The following is a 16,932-nucleotide window of genomic DNA, read 5'->3' on the forward strand; positions in this document are numbered from 1 at the left end:
GTGGTTTCCACGGTTAGCAGCCAGCTTGTGTCTCATGCCTTTAATCTCGATCTTTGTTGATTATTGGCATCGCTCCTACGAGCCGGAGCTAGTGCGCTTTCACTATTTTTCCCTTAAGACTTTAGCATTCCTGATCTTACTGGCAGTACTGTCGGGGATTTGCCTGTATTTATTGCTACCTTTTAAGCAACTACCCTCGCGCAAAGCCGAAGTAATCTGCACGATTCTTAGCGTTTTCTTCCTGATAGTCTCGGCGTTACTATCGGTCTATTTTATTCCGGTAGTTTATCCTGCGGCATTCATAACTTGTTTTTCAATAGGAACTGTTTTGCTGATTAATCTGTATACCACTAGGAAACCTGCTAAAACCAATAATGATATTGACTGATTAGTAAGCGTCTTGCCAACGAGTTGGGGAAATGACTGGGGGTCACTAAACTAGGTACATGAGTTCTATCACTCCCGATGAGGGCGCCAGCGCGGTTCCGTCCTCGCGGGTGCGTGCTTCTTTGGCCTGGTTAACTGGGCGTTCAAAGAACATTGATCCCCATATTCAAGCCTTGGTGCGCGCTCTGCGTGCCAATCATCCTAAAGCCGATATTTCCTTGATTGAACGCGCCTATCAGACGGCCTCACGCTGCCATGAAGGACAGTTTCGTAAATCTGGGGAGCCTTATATTACCCATCCGGTAGCGGTGGCCACTATCTTGGCAGAAATTGGGATGACCAGCACCACTTTGGCGGCCGCGCTCCTGCATGACACAGTAGAGGACACCGACTATACCCTGGAGCAACTGACTGCCGATTTTGGGGAAGAAATCGCCCTCCTGGTTGATGGGGTAACTAAACTCGATAAAGTTACCTATGGGCAGGCGGCGCAGTCCGAAACTGTGCGCAAAATGATTATCTCCATGTCCCGTGATATTCGGGTACTGGTGATAAAACTGGGTGACCGCCTCCACAATGCCCGCACCTGGAAATATGTTTCTCCCAAGTCGGCGCAAAACAAGGCGCGGGAAACCCTAGAGATTTTTGCCCCTCTCGCGCACCGCCTGGGAATGAACACCATCAAATGGGAGTTAGAAGATCTGGCTTTCAAAACTCTCTACCCCGACCTGTATGAAGAAATCGATAACCTGGTGCATGAACGCGCCCCGGAGCGAGAAAAGTACCTGAGCGAAGTAATCGACAAGATCAAAGAAGACCTGCGGGTAAATAAGATTGCGGGACAAGTAACTGGCCGCCCGAAACATCACTATTCCATCTATCAAAAGATGATTGTGCGTGGCCGCGACTTTGACGATATTTATGATCTAGTTGGGGTGCGAGTACTGGTAGATACAGTGCGGGATTGCTATGCGGTTCTCGGGGAAATGCACGCCCGCTGGAACCCGATCCCAGGGCGTTTCAAAGACTATATTGCGATGCCCAAATTCAATCTTTATCAGTCGCTACACACTACGGTGGTAGGCCCTGGGGGCAAACCGGTAGAAATCCAGATTCGTACCTGGGAGATGCATCGCCGCGCAGAATACGGAATCGCGGCTCATTGGCGTTATAAAGAAAACCCCAACGCTAAATCTGCCGGTGATACCAAAGGGGTATTGGCTGATAGCGGTGAAATGGGTTGGTTGCGTCAATTGGTGGATTGGCAAAAGGAAACCCAAGACCCGAGCGAATTCTTGGATTCGCTGCGCTATGAAATGTCCGGTTCCCGGGTGTATGTGTTCACCCCGGCCGGGGAAGTTAAAGAGCTACCCGCTGGGGCTACACCGGTAGATTTTGCATACGCGGTACATACCGAGGTGGGCAATCGCACCGTGGGGGCGAAAGTTGGCGGAAAACTGGTGCCGCTAGATACCAAATTGGAAAATGGGGATAGCGTTGAGGTGCTAACTTCCCGCTCTCCTAACTCTGGGCCTTCTCGGGATTGGTTAAAGTTTGTGGCCAGTCCGCGCGCACGCAATAAAATTAAGGCCTGGTTCTCTAAAGAACGTCGTGAAGAGGCTATCGAAGCAGGTCAAGGTCTTATTTCCTCCTATATGCGCAAGCAAAATCTGCCGTTGCAGCGCCTGATGAGTCATGACACTATGACCGCCCTCGCCTCCGGCATGGGGTATTCCGATATTTCTGCCCTCTATGCGGCTGTCGGTAGCCACCATGTTTCGCCAGCACATGTGGTTGAAAAACTCATGGAAAATGCCGGGGGAGAAGACGGCGCGGAAGAAACCTTGTCGGAGGCCGTGCTTCCCGAACAAGTCGAGGCGCGCCCTAGCGGTGGTAACGAAGGAACCGGGATCCAAGTAGAAGGGATGAAACAGGGAGAAATCTGGACGAAGATTGCCCGCTGCTGTAACCCCCTGCCAGGCGATAAAATCGTGGGGTTTGTTACCCGGGGTCACGGCGTTTCCGTCCATCGGGAGGAGTGTTCTAACGCACAAAACCTGATGGCTCATCCCGAGCGGGTGGTGCCAGTTTCTTGGGCAGAGCATCCGACTGCAAAGTTCCAGGTTGAAATTGAGATTCAGGCGCTTGATCGCGAGGGACTAATTAATGACGTTACCCAGGTATTGGCAGATTATCGCGCTAATATCTTGGCGGCTGCAATGAACACTTCTTCGGATCGCGTAGCTACTTCCCGTTACACCTTCGAAGTGGCAGATTCGCGTTATCTGCACGCGATTTTGAATGATATCCAAAAGATCCCGGGGGTGTTTTTAGCAAAACGCACCACCGGTACTTTGCGGAAACAACCTGTCAGCCAAAGCCATTAGAAGGGCGCGGTTCCAACAGTCCTTACCAGCCAGGTGGGGGTGTTGATCACAATAGTTCAGAGCAGCTAGCGGGCTAAGCAGATCGACTTTCCCTATACGCACAAAATCATTAGTTGAGCCCAGGCTGGACCAAGCTGGTTGGCTCTTTAAGTCGCCGCCTCCTCTAAGGCACCCGATTGCGTAAATTCCCTGTTGCTTTAGGCGCAGCTGTGAGGGCGTATCTAGTTGGATCCAGTAGCGACAATCGGCTGCGCGCCGGGGACGGCGAAAACTCGCGATATAAATCGTCTGTAGGGGAAGGGAGTTTCCTGCCCAAACCCAGGCGGCGGAGTGAGCCGACAGGAAACAGCCCTTAGGAACCAGGGGAGCCAAAAATAGGGCACGCCCATAGATGGAGGCTAAAGTAACCGGCTCGGCCAGTAAATCAACCGCTCCGCAATGGCTATGAATAAACCGACTGCCGCGCAGTAGTGAGGATCGCGCTGCCCCTTGCAGCGACTGGTTTCCCAAGGCATCAATCAGGATTGCTTCCATGGATTTAGCCTGGCTCCGCGAGCAACCTGAAACAAAGCTACCAGCGCCTGGTAAGGAAACCGTAAACCTATTGCGGCTGTGGAAAACCGTTATCCCTGGTATCTAGCTTGCGCCAGGAAAGGGTTGTGGGCTTTTTCCAACCCAAATACCGTTGCCGGTCCGTGTCCGGGAAGTAGCAGGGTATCCGGATGAATCACATTTTGTAGGGTGCGCAAAGTATGCAGCATCTGCTGGGAATCACCGCCGGGCAGATCAGTGCGACCTACTGATCCGGCAAAGATTACGTCTCCTGATAAAGCCAACTGGCGAGGAGCCGGTTTTTCCTCTCCGGATTCGTCTAGCCACTGATCGTAAATAGCGTGCATTTCCTGCTTTGCATTGCCAGACAGGGTCTCGGCTTCGAAAAGGAATAGTGTGGATCCTTCCGTATGTCCGGGAGCGGGAACCGCTCGCATAAAAATTCCCGGCGCAAGTTCTGCCCCTTCGCTGGTAGCGACCCCTGGCAATACCTGCAAGTTTTCAGGTTCTTTCCAAGGGGAGAGGGATAGTTCGTGCTCGGTACGTTCGCGAGGATCCAGCTTTTCGGGGTGGAAACGATACTCATCGGGAGCCGGTATATAGACCGGAGCCTTGCCCGCAATAGCGTGGGCATCCCAAATATGGTCGGCGTGTCCATGAGTGCACAGCACCGCTGCCACGGTTACCTCTAGGCGCTGCAGCGTAACTTGCAGCTGATCCAAGGCGCCGGATCCGGGGTCTACCACCAGGGCTTCCCGGCTGCCGGGAGCTAAGAGTAAATAGGGGTTTTCGCCATAGTAGGATGCATAAAACTTTTCGATCCGCATAGGTTTATCTTAAAGGATGTGCGTCCTTGGTGGTTTAGTTGCTCTAGGGCATAATATGGTTAAGGAGCAATAAGCTCCGCGCGCAGGCGGCTAATCCTAGCCGTTAAAATAACTGATTTAAGGAAAAATTAGTGACTGAACAGCCCGATAACGCTCCGAAGCCCAAACCCGTACCCACCCCGGGGAAGATTCGCTTAGCGAAGGATAACCAGCCGGTAAAGCCGGTAAGAACCCCTGATTTTTCTGCAGCCTTGCCTTTTGGGCGCGTTGATGACGAAGGACGTGTCTGGGTCAAAGATGGTGAAGCAGAACGCCAGATAGGACAGTTCCCGGCAGAGGTTCCCGACAATCCCCTTAATATCTATGTGCGGCGCTACCTGGATATAGCTGCCCAAGTGTCACTGTTTGCCGAACGGCTCCCCAGGCTAGCTGAACGCGAGATAGACCAGACCATGAAGTCACTACGCGAACAGGTTAGTGAGCCGGCTGCAGTGGGTGATCTCCCGGCACTGCGGGAAAAAGTTGCGCAGCTGCAGGAAAAAGCTGATAAGCGTAAGGAAGAGGCCGCCGCGCAGCGGGCTGAGGCGAAAGAAGAAGCCCGTAAAAACCGCGAAAAAGTAGTAACACGAGCCGAGGAAATTGCTGCGCAAGATTCTGCTCGCACCCAGTGGAAAAATTCCGGAAAAGAGCTCCGCGACCTGTTGGACGAGTGGAAACGCTTGCAGCATGCCGGTCCGCGAATTGATCGGGGCGTAGAAGATGAACTCTGGAAACGCTTTGCTAGTGCTCGATCCACGTTTGATAAGAAGCGCCGTGCCTTCTTCACCGAATTAGATGCCACCCAGGCGCAGGCCAAGGCCGCGAAAGAAAAATTAATCGCAGAGGCCGAAGCGCTCTCGGATTCTACTAACTGGGGTGAAACAGCTCGCGCCTACCGGGATTTGATGCAGCGTTGGAAGAGCGCGGGACGAGCTTCCCGCCGAGATGATGATGCCCTCTGGCAACGGTTCCACCGGGCGCAGCAAAAGTTCTTTGACGCTCGTAATGCCCAAAGCGAAGCCGTCAATGCTCTGGAAGGGGAGAACCTGGCGAAGAAAGAAGCTCTACTGGTAAAGGCGGAAGCCCTCAAAGAGCTCACCGACGTAGAAGAGATCAAGTCTCGCCTGCGACCTTTACAAGAGCAATGGGACGAGATCGGCCATGTTCCGCGCGCCGATATTGATCGTGTGGAACGGAGAATGCGAGCAGTAGAGGATCACCTGCGCGACTTGGAAGAGGAAATCTGGCGTAAATCCAACCCGGAAACCAAGGCGCGCGCCGCAGGCATGGCCGGACAGCTTAAAGATCTTATCGACCAGATTAAGGCGGAGATTGCCCAGGCAGAAGCTGACGGGGATACCAAGAAAGCGGCAGAGCTACAAGAATCCCTTAAAGCTCGGGAGGCTTGGCTAAAGCAAGTGGAGTCCTTTTAGAGGCAAAACGAAAACAAAGAGGTTTTAGATGAGCAAGGCAGGATTATCTCAGGCGAAACAAAAAATGGAGAAAGCCGGGGTTAGCCCCGCCGCAATCTCAGTTTTTTCTCACTACTACCAGGTGTTAGAAGGTGAACACACTGGTTTTATTCCCGAGGAAACAATTTCCCCGCTGACCAGTGTTGATCGTCTGGAAGATAATCAGGTCACCCCGCAGCAGGCACAGGATGCGCTTGCTAAAACCGTGATGATTAAACTCAATGGGGGATTGGGGACCTCCATGGGGATGGATAAAGCTAAGTCTTTGTTACCGGTGCGTGAGGGGCTCACTTTTCTAGATATCATCTGTCAACAGGTGCTGGCTGCCCGTAAAGACTACGGGGTAAGCCTGCCCCTGATTTTTATGAATTCTTTCCGTACTCAAGCGGATACTTTGGCAGCCTTGACGCGCTACCCGGACATTGAAGTTGCTGGTTTGCCACTGGACTTCTTGCAAAATCAAGAACCGAAACTGCGAGCCGATGATTTGACCCCGGTTTCTTGGGAAAAAGATCCCTCTTTAGAGTGGTGTCCACCTGGTCACGGTGATATCTACACCGCCCTGTATGGTTCTGGATTGTTAGATAAACTCATTGATGCGGGTTATCGCTATGCGATGACTTCTAACTCCGACAATTTGGGGGCTACCCCGAATGCGGAAATCGCTGGCTGGTTCGCGGCGAGTGGTGCCCCTTATGCAGCAGAGCTTTGCGTGCGTACTATTAATGATCGCAAAGGAGGGCATTTAGCGATCCGTAAGGCAGATGGGCAATTGATTTTACGGGATACCGCCCAGACTCCGCCCGAGCAGATGGATTACTTTACCGATGAGCATCGCCATCCGTTCTTCCATACTAATAATCTATGGTTTGACCTGGTGAAACTACGGGATGCCTTGGTAGAAAGAAATGCGGTATTGGGGCTGCCCCTGATCGCCAACCACAAGACGGTTGATCCTTCCGATCCGGAGAGCCCAGCGGTTATCCAAATGGAAACTGCGATGGGGGCAGCAATTGCTTCCTTTAAGGGAGCGACTGCCATTTTGGTACCTCGCAGCCGCTTCCTCCCGGTTAAAACCACTAATGAATTAACTTTGTTACGTTCGGATATTTACGATCTTGGCGAGGACTATCACCTGCACAAAGTTAATGAACAAGAAGTAGCAGTGGATTTGGATTCCCATTACTTTAAGAAGATCTCTGATTTTGAGGCGCGCTTCCCGGAGGGCGTGCCCTCCCTGCGGCAGGCTACCGGTTTCAAAGTTACCGGGCCGTTTAGCTTTGGCAGGGACGTAAAAGTCAAGGGACAGGTTAGTTTGGAAACCGCGGAAGAACAACAGGTAGATTCGGGCAGCTGCCTGGCTGGATAAGCCTAAAGTCTCCAGGTATAGTCCAGCACTTTAGGATCGGCGAGCCCAAACCTGCTGCGCCCTCAAGAGTGCCGAGCCGGTAGCGCGGCTTAACCAGGACTATGCTTTTAAAACCGGCAGGGTCTAACCTCGACGATTCCGCTTAAAATCACGTTTTTTCCCGTGCTTTTTACCGCTATGTTTACCCGGACCTTCGTCCTCGCGCATCCGGAGGGTGCGCCCTGACACCCGGGCTTTGGCAATCTTACGGATAGTTTCCGGGGAAAGCGGACGAGCCATCTCTACTAGCGAGAAACTCTGCAAAATATCGATATGCCCCACTTCACCGCCTTTTAGGCCACCTTCTCCGGTGATTGCCCCCACAATAGCTCCGGGTTTTACTCGATCCCGGCGTCCTACCTCTACTCGATAGCGTCGAGAAGAACTGGAGGAGAAGTGGCGGCGGGCGGCTCCCTTTCCTCCTCCGCTCTTGCCTGCTTCTTTTTCGCGGCCTTCTTCGAACCTGGCGGAGATAAAGCGCCCTAATTCGTCTACCTTTTCTTCCCGGCGAACCCGGAATTCCAGTTTGCGTTTCTTTGGTCCAAAATCCCCGCTCGCTAAGGCCAACAAGGCGGCGGCGGCGTCCCCAATATCCATTCCTTTTGCTACCACCAGGTCTTGGATAGCGTCATAGTAGACTTCCATTTCGCCTTTTTCGAGGCGCCGGTCAATCTGTTCGGTCATCCGATTCGCTCGTGCCTGCGCTACTTGGTCGGGAGACGGAATAAATACTTCGGTCATTTCTTCACCGGTAAGTTTTTCAATTACGCGTTTGCGAGGGCGCTCCCGCGGAGTAAAGAAGGTAAGGGAAGTTCCGTCGCGTCCAGCTCTTCCGGTGCGGCCAATGCGATGCACATAGGCTTCGGGTTCGCGCGGTACGTCATAGTTGACTACTAATCCGATGCGATCGACATCCAGACCGCGAGCAGCTACATCAGTGGCCACTAAGACATCTAAGGTGCCTTCTCTCAGGCGCGATACAATCCGTTCACGCTCTGCTTGGGCTACATCTCCACTGATAGCGGCCGCTAAGAATCCGGCGTTTTGAAGTTCGGTTCCCACCTGTTCGGCGTCGATCCGGGTACGCACAAACACAATGGAAGCCTCGGCTTCACTGAGTGCTAGTACGCGGCATAAAGCCTCAGATTTGAATTTGAAAGGCACTACCGCATAGGTCTGATTTACCGTTTCAACGGTGGACGATTGCGGCGCGATCGAAATCTCTACAGGATCGGACAGGTGACGCTCTGCGATCCGTTTGATTGCGGGAGGCATAGTGGCAGAAAAGAGGGCGCGAATGGCATCCCGGTTAGCGCCACTAGCAATTTGGTCCACGTCCTCGGAAAATCCCATGCGCAGCATCTCGTCTGCTTCATCTAGGACGAAGAATTTGAGCGCCGATAAATCTAGTTCCCCGCGTTCCATTAAATCTATAATCCGCCCCGGAGTGCCAACCACGATTTGTGCCCCGTCACGCAAAGCGGAAATCTGCGGGCCATAGGAGGCGCCCCCATAAACCGGCACTATTTTCAGTTTTAACTCGCGCGCAAAGTCGGTGAGCGCATTAGCGGACTGGGCGGCAAGCTCCCTGGTAGGAGCCAGAATTAAGGCCTGTACCTGCGGGGTTTTATTGCAGGCGGTCAAAATCGGCAGTCCAAAGGCGGCAGTTTTCCCGGTTCCAGTTTGCGCAATCCCGACTACGTCCCGCCCAGACATCAAGGGCGGGATGCCTTGCCGCTGGATCGGGGTGGGCTCGGTAAATCCCATATTTGCTAAGGTGTCTAAAATAATCTCCGGCAACCCTAAGTCGGAAAAGAAAGAGGCGTCTTTGGAAGGCGCCTGTTCATCGACGGGATCTACCTGGGTACTTATGGAGCTGGGCTCTAGGCTAAGTCCTGCAGTTTCCAGATCGGTTTGGGATTCAAAAGAGGGCGCACTCGCCCCCGCGGCTATTTCGCTCATTTTTATGCCTGTCTGCTTAAATGTTATTCGCTTTAACGTTACCGGAGGTAGCAGGCAAGTGGATAAATCCCAGCCAGTGAAACGCGACACCAACCCCGGCGGGAAATCCCTCCCACTCGCCCGGGAGGCTAAACTATTAACAGTTAGATGAGGAAAGGAATAGCATTGCTCAGAACGCATGACGCGGGAACTCTAAACCGCGACCTGGTGGGACAAACAGTAGAACTTGCGGGATGGCTGGATCGCCGCCGTGATCATGGGGGAGTGTGCTTCATTGATTTACGGGACGCTTCCGGGGTGGCGCAGGTAGTTATTCATGACGAAAAAATCGCTCATGAGCTGCGCAGCGAATATGTTCTGCGGATCAAAGGCGAGGTACATCCCCGCCCGGAGGGCAACGAAAACCCGGAACTGCCTACCGGCGAAATTGAGGTTTACGCCGATGAAGTTGAGGTATTGAACCCGGCAGCGGCACTACCTTTCCAGGTTTCGGTACATGCGGAGGATTCTGGGAAAGTTGGTGAGGACGCCCGCCTGAAATATCGTTACCTGGATTTGCGCCGTCCGGAGATGCAAAAGCGTTTGCGTCTGCGCTCCCAGGTTTCTAAAGTCACTCGCGATACTTTAAATTCTCTAGGTTTCGTGGAGATTGAAACCCCGACTTTGACCCGTTCTACTCCCGAGGGCGCGCGGGACTTCTTGGTTCCAGCTCGCCTAGCCCCGGGCTCTTGGTATGCCTTGCCTCAGTCTCCCCAGCTATTTAAACAGCTACTGATGGTGGCGGGAATGGAACGCTACTATCAGATTGCCCGCTGCTACCGCGACGAAGACTTCCGCGCTGATCGCCAGCCAGAGTTTACCCAGCTGGACGTGGAAATGAGTTTCGTTAAGCAAGAGGACGTTATTGAAGTAGCTGAACAGGTACTCACTAACATCTTCCAGCTGATTGATGTCAATATCGAAACCCCGATTCCCCATATGACTTACGCGGATGCGATGGCGCGGTTCGGCACTGACAAACCAGATTTACGCTTCGGTCTGGAACTTACTGACCTGACTGATTACTTCAAAGACACCCCCTTTAGGGTGTTTGCCAATGCCGACTATGTGGGCGCAGTCGTGATGCCGGGAGGTGCCTCCCAGCCGCGGCGGACTTTCGATAAGTGGCAAGATTGGGCGCGTTCGCGTGGCGGTAAAGGACTGGCCTACGTAAAGGTAGAAGAGGACGGCACTTTGTCGGGGCCGGTAGCGAAGAACCTCACGGATTCGGAGCGCGAGGGACTAGCTGAGGCAACCGGTGCTAAACCGGGGGATTGTATTTTCTTTGGCGCCGGCAAGATTGATGAAGCCCGCGCCCTCCTGGGGGCAGCACGCCTGGAAATCGGCGCCCGCTGCAACCTGCTAGACCCGAATGAATGGAAGTTCGTGTGGGTGGTTGACGCTCCATTGTTTAAGCCTTCCGCGGCCGCGAAAGCGGAAGGGGACGTGGCGCTGGGAGGTTCTGCTTGGACAGCGGTGCACCACGCCTTTACTTCTCCTAAACCGGAATGGCTTGACCGCTTCGAGGAAGATCCGGGTAATGCCCTGGCCTACGCCTACGATATTGTGCTTAACGGTAATGAAATCGGAGGCGGCTCTATCCGTATCCACCGCCGCGACGTACAGGAACGTATTTTCAAGGTGATGGGATTGTCGCCGGAGGCAGCCCAAGAAAAGTTTGGGTTCTTGCTGAATGCCTTCAAGTATGGGGCTCCTCCACACGGCGGAATCGCGTTCGGTTGGGATCGGATCGTGTCTTTGATGACCCATGCGGATTCGATTCGCGACGTTATTGCCTTCCCCAAGTCCGGGGGTGGCTACGATCCGCTAACCGATGCTCCGGCACCAATTACGCCCGAACAGCGTAAAGAGAGCGGGGTTGACTTCGTTCCAGAGGATGAAGAAGACTAACCTCGCTAAAAACATGGAGGCCGCCCCTACCTGGTAGGGGCGGCCTGGTTTATGTACTACCCGCCTGACAGCTTAGATTAAGCGGGTTTAGCAGCCAGGCGGCGCGCCAAAACTGCGCACACCAGTAACTGAAATTGGTGAAATACAATCACCGGGATAGTCACCGCCGCCACGGTAGCGGGCGGGAAAATAATGGCTGCCATGGGCAGGCCAGTAGCCAGGGATTTTTTGGATCCGCACATCAAAAGCACGATCCGGTCTCGGCGCTCTAAGGATAGCCAGCGTCCCAGATTCCAGGTGAGGGTGAGCATAATTGCCAGCACTACCAGGCATTGCGCCAGCAGTAATCCCACTTGGGGGGCCGAGATTTTTTGCCAAAGGCCGCCGGCAGTGGCTCCGCAAACTGCAGAGGCTACGATCGCCAAAATGGTACCGGTATCGGTGGCTTTGGTAAGCGCGCGATGCTCATTTAACCACTTTCCGATATAGCGGTGCACTAGCTGCCCTAAAACAAAAGGCAGTAACAGTTGCAACAGCACGTTTACTACCCGTGCGGCCTCGATTCCGCTGGATCTACCCATCACCATGAACACTAGGGCGGGGGTGAGAATAATGCCGGCGATATTAGAGATGGTGGCAGAGCAAACGGCTCCCGCGATGTTTCCGCCGGCAATAGAAGTAAAAGTTACCGAGGACTGTACCGTAGAGGGAAGCAAAGTTAAGTAGAGGGTTCCCAGGGCGAAAACCGGTCCCAAGAGCTTCAGATCTAGCGGGTGCATTACCATCCCCAGCAACGGGAAAAGCACGAAGGTGGAAAGCGCAACTGCGCCTTGCAGACGCCAGTTCTTTAACCCTTCCCAGATTTCTTTAGTAGATAGGCGCGCCCCGTAGAGAAAAAACAGCAACACGATTAAGGCGTTTCCCAAATAGCTCAGGGCGCTAACCACCACCGCAGGTACGGGAATCAGGATCCCGAGCACCAAAATCGCCAGGATGGAAAGGATAAAGGGATCTAGGAATCGGCTTAACCGTTGCTTTACGCTCACCCAACCAAGATACCGGGGGAGAGCACAGGTGGTCTAACCTACCCCAAAGGTTGGGGGCTCTCCTAATAGCCAGAGAATAATGTCAAGAGCGATCGGTCTTAAGTGGGGTTAGCAATCGGCGAACGTGCCTACCACTGGAAACCAGTCCCGCACCGTGATGCTTTTTACCATCCCTGCCTGCACATAGGGGTCGTCTTCTAAGATCTGCTTAGCTTCTTCCGCGTCGCGAGCTAGCATAATGGTCAGCGATCCCTGTTCCTGTGAGCTGGTGGTTCTGCCGCTAGAAAGTACCATACCCAGGCTGTTTAGTCGGTGCATAAAGGCACGATGATCGGCGCGGATCTCGTTTTTAAGTCCCACTAGCTGGGGATCATAGTCGTAGAGGACTATGTAAAGACTCATTCCCTGATTATCTTCGTGTCCTGGAGTGGTCATCGTTACCTCCCTATAGCGCCGTGGTATCCGAAAGTAGCCTTTAAATACCAACTGTTTCTACTTTACCGCAGGATTTACCTTAAGGTGCGGATTGTTAGGACGCCGATAGTTCTTGATCCCGGGCTACCGCCGCATTTACCGCGGCACGGGCAGCTGCCGAAAAACCGGCATCTTCCATAGCTAATAGGCCGGCTACGGTAGTGCCCGCCGGGGAGCACACTTGATCCACTAACGCCTGGGGATTTAAACCTTGGGGCAGATTCTCGAGGACGTTTTGTGCTGAACCAGCTACTGCCTGCGCCACTATCCGGGTAGCTTCCTCTTTCTTAAAACCGTGGGCGACCCCGGCCTGCGCGAGGGCATCAATGAATCGGTAGATCCAGGCAGGCGAACACCCGGCAAGGGCGGCAAAAGCGGCGAAATGATCTTCCGGTACCAGCGCGGTTTTACCTATGGCATCGAACATGGCGCGCACTTCACTGAGGGCGTCGTCGCTAACGTACTGGTTAGCAGCAATCCCGGACATGGACTGGTTGATTTGCGCATTCACATTCGGCATTACCCGCACCACTGGGGTTTGTGCCGGTAGATGCGCTTCGATGGCAGCCAGCGGTTTCCCGGCAGCCACCGAGATCACTACCGGTTTCGCGGCGAGGGCGTCGCCTAGTTCATCCAGTAAAGGTGCAATCATATAGGGCTTTACCCCTAGAAGTAGGTATTTTGCCTGCCGAGCTACGGTGGCGGCGTCCGGGGCTATGGGGAGGGAAAACTCGTCCTCGAGGGAGCGCATGCGTTCGCGGGTACGGTTGAACGCCAAAATGTCGGCTGCCTGCATCTTTCCGGAGGATAGTAGGCCGCGCACGATCGCGCCTCCCATAGCGCCAACTCCGATAACCCCTAACTTCACCATGCGTCCTCCTAAAAAGTGATTTTTAATAACTGTTCTTATCCTAGCGCGGACAAAATTTAAAGAAATAGCTAAACGGGTTATGCTGTGGGAAGTGGCGTTGATCCGGCTATCACCGAGGAGCCTCTGGAAGAACCCTGATAGCAGGTAGTAGAACCAGACGGGTAAGCCCGTAATAGCCGTTAATGAGACCCATATTTTGGGTGAAGCGGGGTGGTACCGCGGGGCTGGAAAGCCTTCGTCCCGGCACTGGCAGTAACGGCTCTACATAGGTGAGGTTTAACGTGGGCTACTATCCGCGGCATAAAGATGGCGATGTTTCCGCCAATCCGTCTTTTCCCCAGCTAGAGGAAAAGACTTTGAAATATTGGAAGCAGAACGACACTTTCCGCAAGTCAATTGCCCAAAGAGATGCGGGGGATGCGGGAACTAACGAGTTCGTGTTTTATGACGGCCCGCCTTTTGCTAACGGCTTGCCGCACTATGGGCATTTGCTGACCGGATACGTAAAAGATGTGGTGGGACGCTACCAGACCATGCAAGGCCACCGGGTGGAGCGGCGTTTTGGCTGGGACACTCACGGTCTGCCGGCAGAGTTAGAAGCAGAACGCATTCTGGAGATTGAAGACAAATCTGAGATCGAAGGCCCGGGCGGTATCGGGATTGAAAAGTTTAACCAGACCTGTCGGGAATCAGTGCTGCGCTACACCAAAGAGTGGGAAGAATACGTTACCCGCCAGGCACGCTGGGTAGATTTCGATAACGACTACAAGACCCTAGACGTTAACTATATGGAGTCAGTGATCTGGGCGTTTAAGCAGCTCTATGAGAAGGGTTTGGCCTATGAGGGTTTCCGGGTATTGCCCTATTGTTGGAATGACCAGACTCCGCTGTCTAACCATGAATTGAAAATGGATGACGATATTTATCAGGATCGTCAAGACAATACTGTGACTGTGGGGCTGCGCCTGGAAACTGGGGAACTGGCGCTGGTTTGGACCACTACCCCTTGGACGCTGCCCTCTAACTTGGCAATCGCAGTCGGCCCAGAGATTACCTATGTAACCGTGCAGGTAGACCCGGATTTAGAGTCGCCGGTTGCTGGGGAAAAAGTTATTATTGCGCGTGACCTTTTGTCTGCCTACGTTAAAGAGCTGGGTGAAGATCCGCAAATCGTGGCAGAATATCCCGGTTCTAAGCTGGTGGGACGCTCCTATGAACCGATTTTTGATTACTACAAAAACCAGCTGGGTGAGGGCGAAACCCCCGGGGCTAAGGCCTATCACGTGCTGGCGGCAGACTTTGTAACCACTACTGACGGTACCGGGCTGGTACACCAGGCTCCCTACGGCGAAGACGATATGATCCTGTTAACCGCCAATGGGATTAACGCCGTGACCCCGGTAGATGATGCCGGGCTGTTTACTGCGGAGGTTCCCGACTATCAAGGGATGCAGATTTTTGATGCCAATAAACAGATTATTCGCGACTTCCGGCTGGGTAACGAGGACGACCAAGGCCCCTTGGCACGCACCCCGAAAGAAAAACGGGCAGTTCTGGTGCGCCAACAGTCCTTTGTCCACTCTTATCCGCACTGTTGGCGTTGCCGCAAACCCCTAATCTATAAACCGGTTTCCTCTTGGTTCGTAAAAGTCACGGACTTCCGCGAGCGTATGGTGGAACTAAACCAGCAGATCGACTGGGTACCTGAACATATTAAGGATGGACAGTTCGGTAAATGGCTGGAGGGCGCTCGCGACTGGTCGATTTCGCGTAACCGGTTCTGGGGTAGCCCCATTCCGGTATGGAAGTCTGATGATCCGGCTTATCCGCGCGTAGATGTCTATGGTTCGCTGGAGGAACTAGAAAAAGATTTCGGGGTAGAAGTTAAAGATCTCCACCGGCCATTTATCGACACTTTGGTGCGTCCTAACCCGGATGATCCCACCGGTAAATCTATGATGCGGCGCATTCCGGACGTGTTGGACTGCTGGTTCGATTCGGGATCAATGCCCTATGCGCAGGTGCATTACCCCTTCGAGAATCAGCAATGGTTCGAGGATCACTATCCCGGTGATTTCATTGTGGAGTATATCGGGCAGACCCGCGGATGGTTCTACCTGCTGCACGTGCTGGCCACGGCGCTGTTCGATCGTCCGGCTTTCACTTCCTGTGTTTCCCACGGGATTGTGCTCGGCGATGATGGCCGTAAAATGTCGAAGTCGCTACGTAACTATCCGGATGTTAATGAAGTATTCGACACCTACGGTTCGGATGCGATGCGTTGGTTCCTAATGTCCTCCCCGGTGGTGCGGGGCGGAAACCTGGTGGTAAAGAGCGAGGGGATCCGCGACACGGTGCGCCACGTGATTTTGCCACTCTGGAATATCTATTATTTCTTCGCCCTCTACGCTGGTTCTTGCAATAAAGGTGCCGGTTATCAGGCGAAAGCCTGGGATCTAGCGGATCCCAAGACCCTGGAGCAGCTGGGAGTAATGGATCGCTACCTGTTGGCACGTACCCGTAACCTAGCGCTAAATGTTAAAGAGCTGCTGGATAACTACGATATTCCGGGAGCTTGTGAGGCAGTTAGCGAGTATCTGGATTTGATGACTAACTGGTATGTGCGTACCTCTCGTGATCGTTTCTGGAATGAGGAGGCCGCCGCTTACGATACGCTTTACACCTGTCTAGAGGTCTTGATGCGAGTGATGGCACCGCTAGCTCCGCTAGTGAGTGAAGAAATCTGGCGGGGACTGACCGGAGGAGAATCGGTACATCTGTGCGACTATCCGGTAATAGCGGATACGGTGGATGACCCGGCTTTGGTGTTAGCTATGGATATGGTGCGCGAAGTGGTTTCGGCGGCGCATTCGCTGCGTAAAACCCATGGTTTGCGGGTGCGGCAACCGTTGCAGTCCCTAACGGTTGTCGATGATGGTAGCCAAAAACTGGCGGACTTTTCCGATTTGATCGCCGGGGAAGTAAACGTGAAACAGGTGGTGTTGCAGGTTTCTAGTGAATCGGGTTTGCAGCTGCAGCGGCAAATGAAACTCAATCCCAAAGCCTTCGCTCCCGAGATTCGCAAAGCCACATCCCAACTATTTAAGGCGCAAAAGACTGGCCAGTGGCGCGAAGAGGGAGAAACGGTAGTATTCCCCGAAGTACTCATTGCTGGTAAGCCGGTTACCTTAAGTGGAGACCAATTCTCGCTGTCTACCACGGTAGAGGTCGAAGCAGGCCAGGTGGCCACGGTGTTAGGCGATGGGGCAGTGGTGGTACTCGATACTGAAATCACCCCCGAGCTGGAAGCCGAAGGCTATGCCCGCGACTTGGTACGCTCTATTCAAGATGAGCGTAAATCCCAGGATCTACATGTTTCTGACCGTATCGAGTTAGTGCTGGAAGTTCCCGCAGAAAAAGTCGAAAGTGCTCAGGCTCATGCGCCCATGATCGCCCATGAAGTCTTGGCCACGGAGCTTAAGGTTCAGGCCGGCACGGATGATGCCGTGAAGATTAATATTACCGCGGTTCATCCGGTATAGGTAATATGCCGGACG

Annotated in this window: 12 protein-coding genes; 6 read left to right on the forward strand and 6 right to left on the reverse strand. The window is 53.4% G+C overall.

Annotated elements, in window-relative coordinates; genetic code table 11:
* The first annotated feature begins 34 nt into the window (after positions 1-34).
* Positions 35-388 (forward strand): hypothetical protein, encoded by a 354-nt coding sequence (locus tag RDM26_RS00340; RefSeq protein WP_307737092.1) that lies wholly within the window; start codon positions 35-37, stop codon positions 386-388.
* A 58-nt stretch (positions 389-446) separates the two neighbouring features.
* Positions 447-2,774, forward strand: a complete 2,328-nt coding sequence (locus tag RDM26_RS00345; RefSeq protein WP_307737093.1) for a RelA/SpoT family protein — start codon at positions 447-449, stop codon at positions 2,772-2,774.
* Here RDM26_RS00345 and RDM26_RS00350 read toward each other — a convergent pair.
* The gene (locus RDM26_RS00350) at positions 2,718-3,308 is read right to left on the reverse strand and encodes a hypothetical protein (RefSeq protein ID WP_307737094.1); all 591 of its coding nucleotides are present in this window, start codon (positions 3,306-3,308) and stop codon (positions 2,718-2,720) included. The genes RDM26_RS00345 and RDM26_RS00350 overlap by 57 nt on opposite strands.
* Positions 3,309-3,397: 89 nt before the next feature.
* Entirely contained in the window at positions 3,398-4,153 is a 756-nt protein-coding gene (locus RDM26_RS00355) for an MBL fold metallo-hydrolase (RefSeq protein WP_307737095.1), read from the reverse strand.
* Positions 4,154-4,284: 131 nt separating this feature from the next.
* Here RDM26_RS00355 and RDM26_RS00360 point away from each other — a divergent pair, with 131 nt between their 5' ends.
* Both RDM26_RS00360 and RDM26_RS00365 read left to right on the forward strand, forming a co-directional pair.
* Positions 4,285-5,625 (forward strand): DUF349 domain-containing protein, encoded by a 1,341-nt coding sequence (locus tag RDM26_RS00360; RefSeq protein ID WP_307737096.1) that lies wholly within the window; start codon positions 4,285-4,287, stop codon positions 5,623-5,625.
* A 28-nt stretch (positions 5,626-5,653) separates the two neighbouring features.
* On the forward strand, positions 5,654-7,033 hold the full coding sequence (locus RDM26_RS00365; protein WP_307737097.1) for a UTP--glucose-1-phosphate uridylyltransferase: 1,380 nt from the start codon (positions 5,654-5,656) through the stop codon (positions 7,031-7,033).
* A gap of 123 nt (positions 7,034-7,156) precedes the next feature.
* Here the strand turns inward: RDM26_RS00365 and RDM26_RS00370 are convergent, their stop codons facing one another.
* Positions 7,157-9,034, reverse strand: coding sequence for a DEAD/DEAH box helicase (locus tag RDM26_RS00370; protein WP_307737098.1), 1,878 nt, complete (start codon positions 9,032-9,034; stop codon positions 7,157-7,159).
* A gap of 165 nt (positions 9,035-9,199) precedes the next feature.
* Between RDM26_RS00370 and aspS the strand changes: the two genes are divergently transcribed.
* A complete protein-coding gene (gene aspS, locus RDM26_RS00375) occupies positions 9,200-10,984 on the forward strand; it encodes an aspartate--tRNA ligase (RefSeq protein WP_307737099.1) in 1,785 nt (594 codons plus the stop codon).
* 77 nt (positions 10,985-11,061) lie between these two features.
* On the opposite strand, the gene RDM26_RS00380 is transcribed toward aspS, so the two are convergent.
* The 3 genes from RDM26_RS00380 to proC form a co-directional block, all read right to left on the reverse strand.
* A complete protein-coding gene (locus tag RDM26_RS00380) occupies positions 11,062-12,030 on the reverse strand; it encodes a bile acid:sodium symporter (RefSeq protein ID WP_307737100.1) in 969 nt (322 codons plus the stop codon).
* A 108-nt stretch (positions 12,031-12,138) separates the two neighbouring features.
* Positions 12,139-12,465, reverse strand: a complete 327-nt coding sequence (locus tag RDM26_RS00385) for a YciI family protein (RefSeq protein WP_307737101.1) — start codon at positions 12,463-12,465, stop codon at positions 12,139-12,141.
* Positions 12,466-12,559: 94 nt separating this feature from the next.
* Positions 12,560-13,375: a pyrroline-5-carboxylate reductase gene (proC, locus tag RDM26_RS00390; RefSeq protein ID WP_307737102.1), complete on the reverse strand. Its 816-nt coding sequence runs from the start codon at positions 13,373-13,375 to the stop codon at positions 12,560-12,562.
* Positions 13,376-13,656: 281 nt separating this feature from the next.
* Between proC and ileS the strand changes: the two genes are divergently transcribed.
* On the forward strand, positions 13,657-16,917 hold the full coding sequence (gene ileS / locus RDM26_RS00395) for an isoleucine--tRNA ligase (protein ID WP_307737103.1): 3,261 nt from the start codon (positions 13,657-13,659) through the stop codon (positions 16,915-16,917).
* Positions 16,918-16,932 lie beyond the last annotated feature (15 nt).

Source organism: uncultured Varibaculum sp. (assembly GCF_902489465.1).
Classification (GTDB): Bacteria; Actinomycetota; Actinomycetes; order Actinomycetales; family Actinomycetaceae; genus Varibaculum.

Excerpts from the sequence above, each read along its gene's own strand:
- proC (WP_307737102.1), bottom strand. The coding sequence starts at position 13,375 with ATGGTGAAGTTAGGGGTTATCGGAGTTGGCGCTATGGGAGGCGCGATC.
- RDM26_RS00350 (WP_307737094.1), bottom strand. The coding sequence starts at position 3,308 with ATGGAAGCAATCCTGATTGATGCCTTGGGAAACCAGTCGCTGCAAGGG.
- RDM26_RS00385 (WP_307737101.1), bottom strand. The coding sequence starts at position 12,465 with ATGACCACTCCAGGACACGAAGATAATCAGGGAATGAGTCTTTACATA.
- RDM26_RS00345 (WP_307737093.1), top strand. The coding sequence starts at position 447 with ATGAGTTCTATCACTCCCGATGAGGGCGCCAGCGCGGTTCCGTCCTCG.
- RDM26_RS00365 (WP_307737097.1), top strand. The coding sequence starts at position 5,654 with ATGAGCAAGGCAGGATTATCTCAGGCGAAACAAAAAATGGAGAAAGCC.
- RDM26_RS00355 (WP_307737095.1), bottom strand. The coding sequence starts at position 4,153 with ATGCGGATCGAAAAGTTTTATGCATCCTACTATGGCGAAAACCCCTAT.
- RDM26_RS00370 (WP_307737098.1), bottom strand. The coding sequence starts at position 9,034 with ATGAGCGAAATAGCCGCGGGGGCGAGTGCGCCCTCTTTTGAATCCCAA.
- RDM26_RS00340 (WP_307737092.1), top strand. The coding sequence starts at position 35 with ATGCCTTTAATCTCGATCTTTGTTGATTATTGGCATCGCTCCTACGAG.